The 16,743-nt window shown below is 68.8% G+C and carries 15 protein-coding genes and 1 tRNA gene; 7 read left to right on the top strand and 9 right to left on the bottom strand.

Translation table 11 applies throughout. The features are described from left to right. The first annotated feature begins 70 nt into the window (after positions 1-70). Positions 71-1,507 carry a pyridoxal phosphate-dependent decarboxylase family protein gene (locus AC067U_RS05460; protein ID WP_478828332.1) on the top strand — a complete coding sequence of 479 codons (1,437 nt, stop codon included), beginning with the start codon at positions 71-73 and terminating at the stop codon, positions 1,505-1,507. Further along, the gene (locus AC067U_RS05455; RefSeq protein ID WP_478828331.1) at positions 1,504-2,901 is read left to right on the top strand and encodes a lysine N(6)-hydroxylase/L-ornithine N(5)-oxygenase family protein; all 1,398 of its coding nucleotides are present in this window, start codon (positions 1,504-1,506) and stop codon (positions 2,899-2,901) included. The genes AC067U_RS05460 and AC067U_RS05455 overlap by 4 nt, the downstream gene beginning before the upstream one ends. Before the next feature lie 15 nt (positions 2,902-2,916). Here the strand turns inward: AC067U_RS05455 and AC067U_RS05450 are convergent, their stop codons facing one another. Continuing rightward, entirely contained in the window at positions 2,917-4,719 is a 1,803-nt protein-coding gene (locus AC067U_RS05450) for a 5'-nucleotidase C-terminal domain-containing protein (protein ID WP_478828330.1), read from the bottom strand. 76 nt (positions 4,720-4,795) lie between these two features. Here AC067U_RS05450 and AC067U_RS05445 point away from each other — a divergent pair, with 76 nt between their 5' ends. Next, positions 4,796-5,500 (top strand): SIMPL domain-containing protein, encoded by a 705-nt coding sequence (locus AC067U_RS05445; protein WP_478828329.1) that lies wholly within the window; start codon positions 4,796-4,798, stop codon positions 5,498-5,500. A gap of 147 nt (positions 5,501-5,647) precedes the next feature. Further along, positions 5,648-7,075 carry a pyruvate kinase gene (pyk, locus tag AC067U_RS05440; RefSeq protein ID WP_478828328.1) on the top strand — a complete coding sequence of 476 codons (1,428 nt, stop codon included), beginning with the start codon at positions 5,648-5,650 and terminating at the stop codon, positions 7,073-7,075. A gap of 119 nt (positions 7,076-7,194) precedes the next feature. Here the strand turns inward: pyk and AC067U_RS05435 are convergent, their stop codons facing one another. Then, the gene (locus AC067U_RS05435; protein WP_478828327.1) at positions 7,195-7,767 is read right to left on the bottom strand and encodes an RBBP9/YdeN family alpha/beta hydrolase; all 573 of its coding nucleotides are present in this window, start codon (positions 7,765-7,767) and stop codon (positions 7,195-7,197) included. 102 nt (positions 7,768-7,869) lie between these two features. Here AC067U_RS05435 and AC067U_RS05430 point away from each other — a divergent pair, with 102 nt between their 5' ends. Together AC067U_RS05430 and AC067U_RS05425 are read left to right on the top strand one after the other, a co-directional pair. Next, positions 7,870-8,493: a TetR/AcrR family transcriptional regulator gene (locus AC067U_RS05430; protein ID WP_478828326.1), complete on the top strand. Its 624-nt coding sequence runs from the start codon at positions 7,870-7,872 to the stop codon at positions 8,491-8,493. A gap of 34 nt (positions 8,494-8,527) precedes the next feature. Next, positions 8,528-8,986 (top strand): MarR family winged helix-turn-helix transcriptional regulator, encoded by a 459-nt coding sequence (locus AC067U_RS05425; RefSeq protein WP_478828325.1) that lies wholly within the window; start codon positions 8,528-8,530, stop codon positions 8,984-8,986. Positions 8,987-8,989: 3 nt separating this feature from the next. Here AC067U_RS05425 and AC067U_RS05420 read toward each other — a convergent pair whose 3' ends face one another. Together AC067U_RS05420 and AC067U_RS05415 are read right to left on the bottom strand one after the other, a co-directional pair. Further along, the gene (locus AC067U_RS05420) at positions 8,990-9,724 is read right to left on the bottom strand and encodes a transcriptional regulator (RefSeq protein WP_478828324.1); all 735 of its coding nucleotides are present in this window, start codon (positions 9,722-9,724) and stop codon (positions 8,990-8,992) included. Positions 9,725-9,834: 110 nt separating this feature from the next. Further along, positions 9,835-9,909, bottom strand: a tRNA-Leu gene (locus tag AC067U_RS05415). Between the two features lie 97 nt (positions 9,910-10,006). On the opposite strand from AC067U_RS05415, the gene AC067U_RS05410 reads away from it, so the two are divergent. Next, a complete protein-coding gene (locus AC067U_RS05410) occupies positions 10,007-10,660 on the top strand; it encodes an ANTAR domain-containing response regulator (RefSeq protein WP_478828323.1) in 654 nt (217 codons plus the stop codon). 70 nt (positions 10,661-10,730) lie between these two features. Here AC067U_RS05410 and AC067U_RS05405 read toward each other — a convergent pair whose 3' ends face one another. The 5 genes from AC067U_RS05405 to AC067U_RS05385 all read right to left on the bottom strand — a co-directional run bounded on the left by AC067U_RS05405 (position 10,731) and on the right by AC067U_RS05385 (position 16,566). Continuing rightward, the gene (locus tag AC067U_RS05405) at positions 10,731-11,447 is read right to left on the bottom strand and encodes an ABC transporter ATP-binding protein (protein WP_478828322.1); all 717 of its coding nucleotides are present in this window, start codon (positions 11,445-11,447) and stop codon (positions 10,731-10,733) included. Beyond that, positions 11,444-12,523: an ABC transporter ATP-binding protein gene (locus AC067U_RS05400; RefSeq protein ID WP_478828321.1), complete on the bottom strand. Its 1,080-nt coding sequence runs from the start codon at positions 12,521-12,523 to the stop codon at positions 11,444-11,446. The genes AC067U_RS05405 and AC067U_RS05400 overlap by 4 nt, the downstream gene beginning before the upstream one ends. A gap of 2 nt (positions 12,524-12,525) precedes the next feature. Next, complete coding sequence (locus AC067U_RS05395) at positions 12,526-14,247, bottom strand: branched-chain amino acid ABC transporter permease (RefSeq protein ID WP_478828320.1); 1,722 nt, start codon at positions 14,245-14,247, stop codon at positions 12,526-12,528. A gap of 5 nt (positions 14,248-14,252) precedes the next feature. Next, positions 14,253-15,185: a branched-chain amino acid ABC transporter permease gene (locus AC067U_RS05390; RefSeq protein ID WP_478828319.1), complete on the bottom strand. Its 933-nt coding sequence runs from the start codon at positions 15,183-15,185 to the stop codon at positions 14,253-14,255. A gap of 148 nt (positions 15,186-15,333) precedes the next feature. Beyond that, positions 15,334-16,566: a branched-chain amino acid ABC transporter substrate-binding protein gene (locus tag AC067U_RS05385; protein WP_478828318.1), complete on the bottom strand. Its 1,233-nt coding sequence runs from the start codon at positions 16,564-16,566 to the stop codon at positions 15,334-15,336. Positions 16,567-16,743: the final 177 nt, after the last annotated feature.

Genomic DNA, 16,743 nt, shown 5'->3' with positions numbered 1-16,743 from the left:
CCCGGCGGGGTCCGCTCGTTGGGCTGAGCGGGGTGGCGCACCGGCCACCCCGCCGGCCCCCGAGGACCCCATGCCCGCGCAGCCCGAGCCAGGCCCGCCGTCCCACCGCCCAGCGGCTCCGCTTCCGCCGCTCGCAGGCGGCACCGCGGGAGCCGCCGCCCTGCGCCCCCTCCTCGACACCGTCCTCGCCGCCCTGGAGCAGGGCGCAGCCGAACGCCACGGCCCCCTGCCCGCCGGCGGGCCGGACGCCGTGACAGCCCGGGTCGACGCCGCGCTCACCACCCCCGGCGTACTGCCGGAGCACGGCACCGGCCCCACCGAAGCCCTCACCACCCTGGTCCGCGTCCTCACGGAAGGCGCCGCCGACCCCGCCGACCCGCGGTGCGCCGCCCACCTCCACACCCCGCCGCTCGCCCTCGCCGCGGCCGCCGACCTCGCCGCCTCCGCCCTCAACCCCTCCCTGGACTCCTGGGACCAGGCCCCCGCCGCATCGGCCCTCGAAACCCTTCTGACCCGGGCCCTCGCCGCCGACCTCTACCCCGGCCGCGACCACGCCGACGCCGTCGTCACCACCGGTGGCACCGAATCCAACCAGCTCGCCGTACTCCTCGCCCGTGAACGGCACGACGGCCACCCCCCGACCGTCCTCCACGGCGCCAACGCCCACCACTCCATCCCCCGCGCCGCCTGGCTGCTCGGCCTCCCCCGGGCCCTCGTACTGCCCACCCCCGACGGGATCCTCGACCCCGCCGCGCTCGACGAAGCCCTCACCACCCTCAGCGGGCCCGTCCTCGTCACCGCCACCGCCGGCACCACCGACGCAGGACTCATCGACCCGCTGCCCGCCATCGCCGACACCTGCGACAAACACGGCGCCGACCTCCATGTCGACGCCGCCTACGGCGGACTCCTCGCCCTCAGCGGCAATCCCCGCCACCGGGCCCTCCTCGCCGGCCTCGACCGGGCCCACTCCCTCACCCTCGACCTGCACAAACTCGGCTGGCAACCCGTCGCCGCCGGCCTCCTCGCCGTACCCGACACCGGCCTCCTGGCCCCCCTCGGCCACCAGGCCGACTACCTCAACCCCGCCGACGACACCGAAGCCGGCCTCCCCGACCTCCTCGGCCGCTCCCTCCGCACCACCCGCCGCGCCGACGCCCTCAAAATCGCCACCACCCTCCGCGCCCTCGGCCGCGACGGCCTCACCCAGCTCCTCGACCGAACCCTCGAAGCCGCCCACCGGCTCGCCGCACTCCTCGAAGCCCACCCCCGCTTCGAACTCCACGCTGCGCCCACCCTCAGCACAGTCCTCTTCCGCCCCACCGGCACCACCGACGAAGACCTCGCCGCCCTCCGCCGCACCCTCCTGCACGGCGGCCACGCCGTCCTCGGCCGCGCCACCGCCGCCGGCCGCCTCTGGCTCAAGGCCACCCTGCTCAACCCCCACACCACGGAGGCGGACCTCCACGCCCTCGTGACCCTCCTGGAAGGCAGCACCCACCGATGACCGCCCAGCTCGATGCACCCCACGACCTCGTCGGAATCGGCATCGGCCCCTGCAACCTCGCCCTCGCCGCCCTCGCCGACGGCGTGCCCGGCGGCCTCGCCACCGCCTTCTACGACCGGGCCCGCGACTTCCACTGGCACCCCGGCCTCCTCCTCGACGGCGCCACCCTCCAAGTCCCCTTCCTCGCCGACCTCGTCACCCTCGCCGACCCCGCCAGCCCCTGGACGTTCCTCAACTACCTCAAGCACAAGGAACGCCTCTTCCCCTTCTACTTCGCCGAGCGCTTCCACATCCACCGCACCGAATACGACGCCTACTGCCGCTGGGTCGCCGGCCGCCTCCCCGGACTCCACTTCGGCCACCAGGTCGACGCCGTCCGCTGGAACCCCGAACGCGACCTCTTCGAAATCGACTACACCCAACTCGACGCCGACGGCGAAGCCGAAGCCCTCGGCCGCACCCACAGCCGCCACCTCGCCCTCGGCATCGGCACCGCCCCCAACATCCCCGAACCCCTCCGCCCCCTCGCCGACGCCCCCACCGTCCCCGTCATCCACTCCGCCGACTACCTCGACAACCGCGAACGCATCCTCGCCGCCCACCACGTCACCGTCATCGGCTCCGGCCAGTCAGGCGCCGAAATCTTCCTCGACCTGCTCCGCGCCCGCCCCGCCGGCCGCGAACGCCTCCACTGGCTCGCCCGCACCCCCGCCTTCGCCCCGATGGAGTACTCCAAGCTCGGCCTGGAACACTTCACCCCCGACTACACCCGCTTCTTCCACGCCCTCCCCGAACCCGTCCGCGACCGCCTCGTCCCCGCCCAATGGCAGCTCCACAAAGGCATCGACGCCACCACCATCGCCGCCATCCACGACGAGCTCTACCGACGCACCCTCCACGGCGGTTGGCCCGACGCCGTCCTCACCCCCGGAGTCACCGTCCGCACCGCCGGCCGCATCGCCACGACCAAGGTCGAACTCCACCTCGAACACACCCAGCAGAGCACCCGCTCCCGCCTCACCACCGACGCCGTCGTCCTCGCCACCGGCTACAAGGAACGCCCCCTGGGCGGACTCCTCGCCGGCCTCACCCCCTACCTCCGCAAGGACTCCGCCGGCCGCCCCCGCATCGACGAACACCACCGCATGGTCCTCGACCCCGCCATCACCGGATCCGTGTTCGTCCAGAACGGCGAACGCCACACCCACGGCGTCGGCGCCCCCGACCTCGGCCTCGCCGCCTGGCGCGCCGCCACCATCCTCAACACCCTCACCGGCAAGAACCCCTACCCCCAGCCGGCCCGCACCGCCTTCACCACCTTCGGCCTCGACCAGCGGGAACACGCCCGCCCCCACATCCCGGGCGAACTGCTCCCACTGGTCGAACAACCCTGACCGGCAGTCAGACCACTACGCGAAGACCGGAGCCCCCGCACGCGTCAGCCGCCAGCCCACCGACGCGAACTCCGCCGGGTCCACCGTGCCCCGCGCCTTCACCCACGAGATGATCGTGTTGCGTATCTCATCCGAATTCGCCCACAACTGCCGGGCCGCCGGAACGTGCGGGAACGCCCCGCCACCCGAAGCCCGGTAGTTGTTCACCGCCAGCACGAACCGCGCCTGCGGATCCAGCGGCTTCCCCTCGAACGACAACCCGGTGATCCGCGACCCCACCGGCTGCGCGATGTCGATGTCGTACGTCAGCCCGTACACCGCGTCGTAGTTGTAGTCCGGCGTACCCTCCGCGTTCGTCAGCTTCGCCGGATCCACCGGAACCTCCGGCGCCGTCCGCACGAAGTACTTCGCCGAGTACTCCAGGTAGTCCTTCAACTGCGCGCCCGTCATCAGCCGCGCCTCCAGCGTGTTCTCGAACGGATACAGGCCCGCCGCATCCCGGATCGTCACCTGACCCGCCGGGATCACCGCCGTCCGCGAGAAACACGAAGCCTGCGACAGCACCGGCAGCGACGCCCACTCCGTGCCCGCCAGCGCACCCCGGACCGTCTCCGCCTGCACGTGGTTGATCAGATCGATGATCGGCACGTCCTTCACCGGACCGTCCGCCGAGGACATCGCCTGCACCGACGTACCGATCACCTGGTTCACGTACGCCACGACCTTCTCGTGCTCGTCCCCGAGCAGCCGCGTGATCTTCGGATCCTCCTCGACCGTGTTCGAGTTCAGCACCTTCGCCGACACCGACGACACCGTCCAACGGCCCCGCTCCCACGTCAGCTGGAAGTCGAACAGCGTCAGCCGCTGCCCCCATTTCAGCGGCTCCGACAGCACCACGTCCTTGCCGGTCGCCTTGTTCTTCACCCGGTACTCCGGGATCTCCGTGTGCGCGTGACCCACCAGGATCGCGTCGATCCCCGGCACCTGCTCCGCCACCAGACCCGCCGCGTTCTCGACGTACGGCAGCTGGTCCCCGTACGACGAGGTCCCGCTCGACCCCGAATGCGCCGACACGATCACCACGTCCGCACCCATCGACCGCAGCCGCGGCACGTACTTCGCCGCCTGCTCCTCCAAACCCGGGAACGTCATCTTCCCCTGGACGTTCTGCTTGTCCCAGATCGCGATGCCCGGATTCGTCAGACCCAGCACCGCCACCTTCACATCCCGCCCGCACGGCGTCCGAAGCCGGTGCATGCTGTACGGCGGGAACGCCGGCCGCAGCGACTTCGCGTCCAGCGCGTTCGCACCCAGCAGCGGGAAGTCGCACTGCTCCTGGAACTTCCGCAGCACCGGAATGCCGTAGTTGAACTCGTGGTTCCCCAGCGCCGCCGCGTCGTACCCGATCGCGTTCATCGCCTGCGCCATGGGATGCACCGGCCCGCGCCGGGCCGTGATCGGATCCACCTTCGCGTAGTAGTACGACAGCTGCGTGCCCTGGATCGTGTCACCCGCGTCGATCAGCAGGGTGTTGCCCCGGCCCTTCTCCGCACGCACCTGCTCCACCAGCGTCGAGATCTTCGCCAGACCGACGTCGTTGTGCGCCTTGTCGTCGAACTCCTTGTCCGTGAAATAGTCCCAGTTGAAGACATTCCCGTGCAGATCGGTCGTCCCCATCACCGTGAACGCGTACGTCCTCGGCTTCGCCGCCCGCTGCGGCTCCACGGCCGCCGACGGGGTGCTCGTGACCCCCGTCAACGCCACGGCCGCACCCGTCGCGGCCGAACTGCCCAGAAACGTCCTACGGTCGAACGCCATGCCATCTCCCCTTGTGAGGCTCAACAACGCGCGTAGATTCTGCACCTGAACGAGCGACGGTGCGAGAGTGAGATTCATGACTCAGGAAGCGGCACCCCAGCCCTACGGAACCCCCGAAGTGCCCCGCGTCGCCGTACGAGGCGAAGCACACCTCGAAGTCGACCCCGAAATCGCCCGCATCGGCATCTCCGTCAGCGCCCGCGGCACCGACCGCCGCACCGCCCTCGAAGACCTCACCCGCCGCAACAACACCGTCCTCGACCTCATCAAGAGCTACGGCGAACCCGTCGAAAAAATCGAAACCGGCGCCTTCTCCATCACCCCCGAACTCACCCGCCACGGACGCGGCGAACGCATCCGCGCCTACCACGGCCGCGTCCACATCACCGCCGAACTCAACGACTTCACCACCCTCGGCGAACTCACCACCCGCCTCGCCGACCTCGAACTCACCCGCATCGACGGCCCCTGGTGGGCCCTCCGCCCCGACTCCCCGGCCCACGGCCAAGCCCGCCGCCAAGCCGTCCTCGAAGCCGTCCAACGCGCCCGCGAATACGCCGAAGCACTCGGCGCCCGCCTCGCCGCCCTCGTCGAACTCGCCGACCTCGGCGCCGAGAACGCCACCCCCATCGCCATGGCCGCCCCCGCCGGCATGATGCGCTCCATGGCCTTCGACGGAACCGAGGACGCCGGAGCCCCACCCCTCGACCTCGAACCCCAGCGCCAGACCGTCTACGCCCAGGTCAACGCACGCTTCACCATGACCCCGCCACAGCTCTGAAAAACCCCACCGAACCCGGCCCCCGGGGGTGCTCATCAGAGCACCCCCGCGCCCATTCAACAATTGTCAACAAGCTTTTGCCCAACGGTTGTTGAGCAGCCACCCACACCTCATTTCCTACCCCCCGGTAGGGCATACGCTCGGCCCATGCGCCGAGCGAAAATCGTATGTACCCTGGGCCCCGCCACCGACTCATACGACCAGATCAAGGCCCTGGTCGAAGCCGGAATGGACATCGCCCGCCTCAACCTCAGCCACGGCACCTACGCCGAACACGAGGACCGCTACCTCCGCGTACGCAAGGCATCCGACGAAACCGGCCGCAGCGTCGGCATCCTCGCCGACCTTCAAGGCCCGAAGATCCGCCTCGGCCGCTTCCGCGAAGGCCCCGTACTCCTTGAACGCGGCGACGCATTCACCATCACCGTCGAAGACACCCAAGGCGACCGCCACACCTGCGGCACCACCTACAAAGGCCTCGCCACCGACGTCACCACCGTCGAACGCATCCTCGTCGACGACGGCCGCGTCACCCTCGAAGTCACCGCCATCGACGGCCCCCGCGTCCACACCACCGTCATCGAAGGCGGCATGGTCTCCGACCACAAAGGCCTCAACCTCCCCGGCGTCGCCGTCTCCGTCCCCGCCCTCTCCGACAAGGACATCGAAGACCTCCGCTGGGCCCTCCGCACCGGCGCCGACGTCATCGCCCTCTCCTTCGTCCGCACCGGACGCGACATCGAAGACGTCCACCGCATCATGGACGAAGAAGGCCGCCGCCTCCCCGTCATCGCCAAAATCGAAAAACCCCAAGCCGTCGACAACATCGACGAAATCGTCGCCGCCTTCGACGGCATCATGGTCGCCCGCGGCGACCTCGGCGTCGAAATGCCCCTGGAACAAGTCCCCATCGTCCAAAAGCGCGCCGTCAAACGCGCCAAGCGCAACGCCAAACCCGTCATCGTCGCCACCCAAATGCTCGACTCGATGATCGACAACAGCCGCCCCACCCGCGCCGAAGCCTCCGACGTCGCCAACGCCATCATCGACGGCACCGACGCCGTCATGCTTTCGGGTGAAACCAGCGTCGGCAAACACCCCATCGAAACCGTCCGCACCATGTCCCGCATCGTCGAAGCCGCCGAAGAAGACATCCTCGCCAAGGGCCTCCCCCCACTCACCGAACGCAACAAGCCCCGCACCCAAGGCGGCGCAGTCGCCCGCGCAGCCGCCGAAATGGGCGACTTCCTCGGCGCCAAATTCCTCGTCGCCTTCACCCAGAGCGGCGACACCGTCCGCCGACTCTCCCGCTACCGCTCACCCATCCCCCTCCTCGCCTTCACCCCCGACCCCTCCACCCGCTCCCAACTCAACCTCACCTGGGGCGTCGAAACCTTCCTCGGCCCCCACGTCGACTCCACCGACGCCATGGTCGCCCAAGTCGACGAAGAACTCCTCCGCATCGGCCGCTGCGCCCCCGGCGACACCGTCGTCATCACCGCCGGCTCCCCGCCCGGCGTCCCCGGCTCCACCAACCTCGTCCGCGTCCACCACATCGGCGACCCCCTCCGCTGACCCCCGCCTCACCGCAACCGGCCCAACAGGCCACAGCCTCCGGCCCCGCACCGCGGCAACACCGCACCAGGCGGGGCCGGGACCGCGAAAGGCCAGGGTCACGGGACCCCAGCGGCCCGCTACAGCACCTCACGTATGAGACGCAGCGCCTCGGGCAGCTCCAACCGGCTCTCACCCGTACTCGGGAAATGCCCGCCCGCCGCCGTCACCGTCGCCGTCGCACCCAACTCCGTCACGAACCGCATCACATGCTCAGCCGTCCGACCACCCGTCACCGGGTCATCCGCGGCATGCAACACCCGGAACTCCCGCGCCGCCGCACGGATCCGCACCCAGTCGAACTCCGGCTCGAAGAACGCCGCCAGCGCGTCGTACCCCACCTCCCCGGACATCGACGCCACGAACACCACCCCCGCGAACGGACCCTCGGCCTCCGTGTCGTGCTGCTGCAGCAACCGCAGCACATTCACCCCGCCCAGGCTGTGCCCCACCAGCACCGTCTCCCCGGCCTGCGCACCCTCGGTCTCCGCACGCAGACCCTTCAGCCAAACGTCCGCTTCCGGCGCGAACGGCTCCGGGAAGTCCGGCACCCGCACCTCGTGCCCCTCCGCCGACAGCTCACCCGCCACGGATCCGTACCAGTGCTCGCCACCGGACATCCCGTACCCGTGGTTGATCACGACCTTGCCCATGACTCATCCCCCCAAAGACTCGACAGCAGGAGTCTTCCGCCGTCTCGACCAATCGAAACGCTACGCAGCGTTTCGATTTGAGGCTAGGACTATCGTGATCCCGTGTCAACCAACCCGGAGACCCCACCCAGCCGGCCCCGCACCGGGGGCCGCAACCGCAACGAAGACGCCCACCACTCCGTCCTCGAAGCCACCACCGCACTCCTCATCGAGAACGGCTACGGCCCCCTCACCATCGAAGGCGTCGCCAAACGCTCCGGCGTCGCCAAAAGCACCATCTACCGCTGGTGGAAGTCCAAGCCCGACCTCGTCATGGACGCCTACGCCCACCAAACCGCCACCCGCGTCCCCGAACCCGACACCGGCACCCTCGCCGGCGACCTCACCACCTTCCTCACCGACCTCTACCGCATCGGCAACAACCCCACCCGCACCAAAGCCCTCACCGGCCTCATGGCCGAAGCCCAACTCGACCCCGCCTTCGCCCAACCCTTCCGCGCCTGGATCGCCACCCGCCGCGACATCGTCACCAACCTCCTCACCCGCGCCATCACCCGCGGGGAAATCCCCCCGTCCACCGACCTCACCCACGCCACCGACCTCGTCTTCGGCCCCTTCTGGTACCGACTCCTCACCGGCCACGCCCCCCTCGACCCCACCGACGCCGAAGCGCACGCCACCACCGTGCTGCACGGCCTCATGGCAGCCTCCACCGAACGGCATTGACCTCAACCACACTTGAGCTCGTACCGTTCACACCATGACGATCAAGGACTACTCCCAGGACGAGCTCGCCGCCCAGCCCATCGGCTACTGGAGCGGCGAAACGTACCGCCTCGCCGTCGGCGGCCTCCGTGCCGCCCTCGCCGAAGAAGACCTCACCCAGCCCCACTGGTGGACCCTCAACCACCTCGCCGGCGCCCCCGGCACCTGGACCCGCCCCGCCCTCACCGCCAAACTCACCCGCTTCGACGACCAGAACCACGACTTCGAAGCGATCTACGCCGACCTCGCCACCCGAGGCTGGACCACCGAAGCCCCCGACGGCACCCTTACCCTCACCGAGGAAGGCGAAGCCGGCCGAGAGCGCGCCCGCTCCCGCAACGCCGCCGTCCACACCCGCATGCACGAGGGCATCGACCCCGCCGACTACGCCGATGCCCTCAACGTCCTGCGCCGCATCGTGCACAACCTGGGCGGCGACTCCGACCTCCCCTAGGGCTCAGAACTTCTCCCCGACATGGGCATCCATGAGCGCGACGGACGCCTTCCGAGCGACAGACACGTTGTTGTTTGCGTTCGAGTGGGCCCACTCGACGCCGAGCCTGTCCAGGGTGTCGGTCAGGAGCCGCTTGATGTCCTCGGACTTGTTGGTGAAGAAATATCGCGGGTACTCGTAGCGCCTGCCGTTGCGGACGGTCCAGTTGGTGATCCGGCAGCCGTCGGAGTGGATCAGTCCTCGGACGAAGTCCCACGGATGCGCGTCGACGATCTCCTGCTGCCAAGGTTCCAGGACGATGCGCCGCTCGTGTTTCTTGCCCGGGCCGTGTTGCGGGAACATGCACGTCCAGTGCCGTCCGTAGCTGGTCACGGCGACGCAGCCAGGCTTCTGGAGCACGTACACCGAGTCCACGGGCCGCACGGCCCGGATCGCCGCGCGGCACAGGTCGATGAGCCCGGGCCAGGCGTCGGCGCACGCGATGCGCAGCTGCTGGCCGCCGTTCGGATGGGGGCTGATGCAGCCGTCGCCTAGGTAGAGGCCGAGGAGATAGGCGTACGACGGCGTGTCGCCAGGGTGCGAACAGGGACTGTTCCGCATGCGAGGGAGGGGCTCAAGCCTGAGCCGCCAGGAGCGGATGGAGGCACGGGATATTCCGGTTTCCCTGCTCACGGAATTCAGACTGCGGCCTTCTGAGAGCAGTCTCAGTGCGAGTTGGCGGGTCTGCAGGTCGTACATGAGCACGACGCTGAGGAAGTTTTTGCCGTTGCGTGCACCGTTTGGCGGTGTGTTCGCTCAAATTGACGAATGGCGGCCATTCGGCTGCGACCATGGAATTCAAGGAAAGGTGCCCCAGGTGGGATTCGAACCCACACTGTCCGCTGTTTGAGAGCGGCCTCTCTGACCAGTTGGAGTACTGGGGCCTAGGAAACGAAGGTTCGCGTGAACCCTGTGTGCCACCACCTTACAGGAGCTCGGTAGGCTCAGGGGAGCAGTTATGCCCCGCAACGAGGAGCCCCCGTGACCGCCCCCGAGACGCCGAACCCCGACGCCGACCAGTCGCATGTTCCCCCGCTGACGACCCGGGTCGTCATCGCCGAGGACGAGGCGCTCATCCGGCTCGACCTGAAAGAGATGCTGGAGGAGGAGGGGTACACCGTCGTCGGTGAGGCCGGGGACGGGCAGACGGCCGTCGAGCTGGCCCGGGAGCACCAGCCGGACCTGGTGATCCTGGACGTGAAGATGCCCGTCCTGGACGGCATCTCCGCGGCCGAGAAGATCGCCCAGGAGTCCATCGCCCCGGTGCTGATGCTGACCGCGTTCTCGCAGCGCGAGCTGGTCGAGCGGGCTCGGGACGCCGGGGCCATGGCGTACCTGGTGAAGCCGTTCAGCAAGAGCGACGTGGTGCCGGCCATCGAGATGGCGGTGTCGCGGTTCTCGGAGCTGAAGGCGTTGGAGAAGGAGGTCGCGGACCTCTCGCAGCGGCTGGAGACGCGGAAGCTGGTGGACCGGGCGAAGAGCGTGCTGCAGACGCAGTACGGGCTGACCGAGCCGGCCGCGTTCCGGTGGATCCAGAAGACCTCCATGGACCGGCGGATGTCCATGCAGCAGGTCGCCGAGGCGGTCATCGAGGACGCCGAGGAGAAGAAGAACGCTGCCAACAAGCAGCAGTAACCGCCCACGCACATGCCGAAGGGCCCGCCTCCCCCGAGGGAGGCGGGCCCTTCCGTGTGTGGGCGAGGGGTCAGTCCTCGCCGAGGTACGCCTTGCGGACGTCCTCGTTGTGGAGGAGGTCCTGGCCGGTGCCCGAGAGGACGATCTTGCCGATCTCCATCACGTGCGCCTGGTCGGCCAGGGAGAGCGCCGCCTGGGCGTTCTGCTCGACGAGCAGGATCGTGGTGCCGGACGCCTTGAGCTCGGCGACCGTGGCCATGATCTTCTGCATCATCAGCGGGGAGAGGCCCATGGAGGGCTCGTCCAGCATGAGGAGCTTCGGCTGGGACATGAGCGCGCGGCCCATGGCCAGCATCTGCTGCTCGCCGCCGGAGAGGGTTCCGGCGGCCTGCTTACGGCGTTCGCCCAGGATGGGGAACATGTCGTAGGCGCGCTGGATGTCCTTCTCGATGCCGTCCTTGTCGCTCCGCAGGAACGCTCCGAGCTGGAGGTTCTCGGCGATCGACAGCCGGGGGAAGATGTGTCGTCCCTCGGGGGAGTGGGCGAGGCCCAGGGAGACGATCTTGTGGGCCGGCACGGTGTTGATCGGCTTGCCGTCGAAGGTGATGCTGCCGGCCTTGGGCTTGATGAGGCCGGAGAGGGTGCGGAGGGTGGTGGTCTTGCCGGCGCCGTTGGTGCCGACGAGGCAGACGATTTCGCCCTCGTTGACCTCGAAGGAGATTCCCTTGACGGCCTCGATCTTGCCGTAGGCGACCTTGAGGTCCTCGACCTTGAGCAGTGCGGTCACTTGGCCTCTCCTTCCGTGCTGGTGGTGCTGGTGGTGCTGTCCGCTTCGTCGGCGGCCGGGGTGGCGGCTTCCTCGGCGGGGGTTTCCGGGGCGTCGGCCTCGGGGGCCTCGGCCTCAGCCTCAGCCTCGTCGGCGGCGTCGGCGTCGGTGGCCTCAGCCTCAGCGGCCTCGGGCTCAGCCTCGGCCTCAGCGGCCTCAGCCTCCGCTGCCGCGGCCACGGCCTCGGCCGCGTGGGCCTCGGCCGCCTCGACCTCGGCGGCCTCCTCCTCGCCGGGCGCGCCCTCGAAGGGGGTGCCGAGGTAGGCGGCGATGACGCGCTCGTCGCCCTGGACCTCGGAGGCGCTGCCTTCGATGAGCTTCTGGCCCTGGACGAGGCAGGCGACGCGGTCGCAGAGGTTGAAGATGAAGCGCATGTCGTGCTCGATGACGAGGACGGCGACGCCCATGTCGCGGATGGCGAAGATGAGCTCTTCGGCGGCCCGGGTTTCCTGGGGGTTCATGCCGGCGGTGGGCTCGTCCAGGAGGATGAGGCCGGGGTCGCTGGCGAGGGCGCGGGCGATTTCCAGCTTGCGCTGCTCGCCGTACGGAAGGTTCTTCGCCAGGTGCTGGGCCTTGTGCTCCAGGCCGATGAACTCGAGGAGTTCCATGGCGCGGGCCTCGCTGGCGGCTTCGGCCTTCTTGAAGCCGGGGCCGCGCAGGAGGGCGGACCAGAGGCCTTCCTTGGTGCGGGTGTGGCGTCCGACGAGGACGTTCTCCAGCACGGTCATGTTGTGGAAGAGCCGGATGTTCTGGAAGGTGCGCGCGATGCCGGCCTGGGTGACCAGGTGGGGCTTGGGCGGCAGGACCGTGCCCTTGTAGCTGACGGTGCCTTCGGTGGGCACGTACAGGCCGGTGAGGCAGTTGAAGAAGGTGGTCTTGCCGGCGCCGTTGGGGCCGATGAGGCCGACGATCTCGCCCGCGTTGACCTTGAGGTCGACGCCCTTGACGGCGGTGAGGCCGCCGAAGCGCATCGTGACGCCGCTGGCTTCGAGGACGGTGGTGCCCGTGCCCGTGGTGGTGTCGGTGGTGGTGGTCATGGTTACGCACCCGCCTTGGCCGTTGCCGGGCCGGTGGGGGCCTGGTCGGCGGTGTCGTCGTGGTACTCGAGCTTCGCGCGCTTGTTGGCGATGAGGCCCTCGGGGCGGAAGCGCATGAGGAGGATCAGGGCGAGGCCGAAGCCGAGGAGCTGGTAGTCCTGGAGGAACTGCAGCTTGGCCGGGATGAGGAAGAGGAGTGCGGAGCCGAGGATGGGGCCGCGGATGGTGCCCATGCCGCCGAGGATGACCGCGGCGAGGAGGAACGCGGAGTTCGGCGGCACGGGGCCGGCGAAGACGTAGTTCTCGGGGACGACCGTGGTGTTGACGTGGGCCTGGACGGTGCCGGCGAGGCCGGCGAGCGCGGCGCCGAGGGCGAAGGCGATGAGCTTGACGCGGAAGCCGTTGATGCCCATGGCGGTGGCGGCGGTCTCGTCCTCGCGGATGGCGACCCAGGCGCGGCCGATGCGGCTGTTCTGGGCGCGGGCGAAGACGACGATGACCAGGGCCATGACCAGGATCATCAGGAGGTAGTAGTTGGCGTAGGCGCCGAGGGTGACACCGAGGATGGTGTGGGGCTCGCCGAAGTTGTAGCCGAAGAACTCGAGCTGCGGGATGTTCGGGATGCCGTTGGGGCCGTTGGTGATCTTCGGGCCGGAGGTGCCGTCGAGGTTGCCCATGGCGATGCGGAAGATTTCTCCGAAGCCGAGGGTGACGATGGCGAGGTAGTCGCCGCGGAGGCGCAGGGTGGGCGCTCCGATGACGACGCCGAAGACGAGGGAGGCTGCCATGCCGGTGAGTACGGCTGCCCAGAAGGGGAACTGTACGCCGAAGGCGGAGGAGGCGGCTCCGGAGACCAGGGCTGCGGTGTAGGCGCCGACGCCGAGGAAGGCGACGTAGCCGAGGTCGAGGAGGCCGGCGAGGCCGACGACGATGTTCAGGCCGAGGGCGACGGTCGCGAAGATCAGGATGTTGACCGCGATCAGCGTGTAGGTGTCGCCGCTCTGCTGGATGAACGGGAAGGCGATCGCCGCGGCGAGGGTGGCCGTGACGGTGACCTGGCGGTTGTTGGCGGTGATCGCCGAGAGGCGGTCGGCGAGGCCGGACTTGAAGACGGCCAGGGTGGAGAAGACGATCAGGATCAGGTAGGCGATGAAGAGCTGGGGCTCTTTGTCGTCGGTGTCGATGCCGAAGGTGACGACGTACAGGCCGAGGGCGAAGACCGCGGTGATGACGAGGATTTCGGCCCAGGACGGCAGCTTCTTGGCCGGGGCGGCCTTGCGGGTGTCGTCGGGCAGCTGGTACGCGGCGATCGCGGGGATGGCGGCGGCGACGACGGCGAAGCCTGCGCCGGGCTCGAGGTCCACGAGGGCGCCGAGCTCGACGATGATCGAGATCGCGGTGTAGAGGGTGGTGGCGAAGGTGCCCAGTGCCATGAACCAGGTGGCCTGGCGGGCGCCGGTGGGGGTGAGCCAGCCGAATCCCTTGATGCCGAGCGCGGAGAGGGCGAAGGCGGCGGTGACGATCGCGCCGACCAGGGTGAGGACCTGGAGGGGGGCGGGGTAGCCGTAGATCGTGAGGTTGCCGGGGAAGTCGGTGGTCCAGGTCCAGGCGAGGAAGGCACTGATCGCGGTGGCGATGCTGCCGCCGAGGATCGTGTAGAGCAGTGCGGTGGGCTTGCCGGACGAGGTGGTCTCGGTGGCTGCCTCGTAGGTGGTGTCGCTCATGGTTCTCACGCCCTATCCGCGACGCGCTCGCCGAGGAGGCCCTGGGGCCGCACGAGGAGCACGAGGATGAGGAGTACGAAGGCCCAGACGTTGGACCAGGCGCCGCCACCGAGCTGATCCATGCCGGGGATCTCTTCGATGTAGGCGATGGAGAGGGATTCGGCGATGCCGAGGACGAGTCCGCCGACCATGGCGCCGTAGATGTTGCCGATGCCGCCGAGGACGGCCGCGGTGAAGGCCTTGAGGCCGAGGATGAAGCCCATCTCGAAGCCGATCTGGCCGCGCTCGAGGCCGTAGGCGACGGCTGCGACGGCGGCGAACGCGGCACCGATGGCGAAGGCCATGACGATGATGCGGTCGGTGTTGATGCCCATGAGCTTGGCGGTGTCGGGGTCCTGCGCGGTGGCCTGCATGGCGCGGCCGCTGCGGCTCTTGGAGACGAACATGCCGAGGCCGAGCATGCACAGCGGGGCGAGGACGAGGATGAACAGGTCCGCGCGCTGGATCATCAGGCTGTCGGTGATCTTGAAGGCTTCGCCGGTGAACTCGGGGAAGCTGCGCTTGTCCTTGGCGTTCGGGTAGAAGCCCCAGATGAGCTGCTGGAGGGCGATCGAGAGGCCGATCGCGGTGATGAGGGGGGCGAGCTTGGGGGCGCCGCGCAGCGGGCGGTAAGCGAAGCGCTCGGCTGCGGTTGCGACGGCTACGGAGGCGATCGCGCCACCGATGATCATGAGCGGGATCGCCACCAGGAGCGGGGTTCCTTCAGGAAGCCATATGTAGGTGGTGAGGGCGCCGAAGCCCCCGATCATGAAGATCTCGCCGTGGGCGAAGTTGATGAGCTGGACGATGCCGTAGACCATGGTGTACCCGATGGCGACAAGGCCGTAAAGGGCACCAAGGGCAAGGCCGTTGGCCAGCTGTTGCGGCAGTTCGTGCACCGCAGGGCCTCCGATGAGCGTGTCGGATAAGACTCCGCGCGAGGGCGCTGTTTGCGCCCTCGCGCGGCATGTTTCTTTGGTCAGTCAGGGGTGGAGCGCGAGGAGCGGGTGGCGGGGCCGGCGGGGGCCGGCCTGCCGTCCGTCGGTGTTACTTGACGGTGTCGCTCTTGACGTCGATCCACTTGCCGCCCTCGACCTTGTAGACCGTGAGCTGCTTGTTGGTGGTGTCGCCGAACTCGTCGAAGGCGACCTTGCCGGTCACGCCGTCGAAGCTGACCTTGCCGAGGGCCTCGACGACCTTGGCGCGGGCGTCGGTGGGCAGCTTGCCGCCGTTGGCGGCGACGACGGCCTTGACGGCCTGGACGACGGCCCAGCCGGCGTCGTAGGAGTAGCCGCCGTAGGCCGCGTACGGGTCCTTGTAGCCGCCGGCGTTGTAGTCGGCGATGAACTTCTTGGCGGTGTCGAGCTTCTCGACCGGGTAGCCGATCGAGGTGGCCAGGTCACCGTCGTTGGCCTCGGCGGAGGCGCTGATGAAGGCCGGGTCGTAGATGCCGTCGCCACCCATGGTGGGGATCTTGGCGCCGGTCTTCTTGATCTGGTCGGAGAGCAGGCCGCCCTCGGGGTACTGGCCGCCGAAGTAGACGGCGTCGGCGCCCGAGGACTTGACCTTGTCGGCGGTGGAGGAGAAGTCGGTCTCCTTGACCGTGACGTGGTCGGTGTCGGCGATCTGGCCGCCGAGCTTCTTGAACTCGTCGGAGAAGATGGCCGCGAGGCCGGCGCCGTAGGTCTGCTTGTCGTCGACGACGAAGACCTTGCGCTTGCCGGCGTCGTTGTAGAGGTACTGGGCGGCGAACTTGCCCTGGACCACGTCGGTGGCGGCGGTGCGGAAGTAGGTCTTGAAGGGGCGCTTGAACTCGCCCTTGCCCCAGTTGTCGCCCTGGGAGAGGGCGGGGTTGGTGTTGGCCGGGGAGACCTGGGCGAGGTTGGCGGAGGCGAAGACGCCCTGCATCTGCTGGGCCACGCCGGAGTTCAGCGGGCCGACGACGCCGAGAACTTCCTTGTTGCCAACGAGTTTGGTGGCGTTCGCCTGGCCGGAGGCAGGAACTGCCTGGTCGTCGAGGGCTTCGACCTTGAATTCGATGCCCGGGACCTCGTTGTTCTTGTTGGCCGTCTTGGCCGCGAGGTCGACGGAGTTCTTGATGCCCTGGCCGAGGGCGGAAAGCGAGCCGGTCAGAGGGGCGTCGACACCGATGACGACGACGGTCTTGCCGCTGTCGCCATTGTTCTTGTTGCCGCCCTCGTCGCGCGAACCGCAGGCAGTGAGGGTCAGTGCTCCCGTGGTGATCACGGTGGTGAGGACGAGCAGTGAACGGTTGCGCACGATTAATCCTTTCCCTGGCGCGGCCCTCCTCTGATGTGAGGTGCCGTTTAGTCGCCGGGCCGCACCTGGGGGAGGTACACGGCCGTGCTGAGACGCGCCCGGCGGCGCGGTGACTGGCCGTGACTCTAGGCCCGAGGTGGCGAGCGCGGGGAGCGGGGAAAGGAGGATGTGACTGTC

It is taken from the genome of Streptomyces sp. NPDC043853 (assembly GCF_056436025.1).
This window is presented reverse-complemented; position numbering and strand designations above follow the sequence as displayed.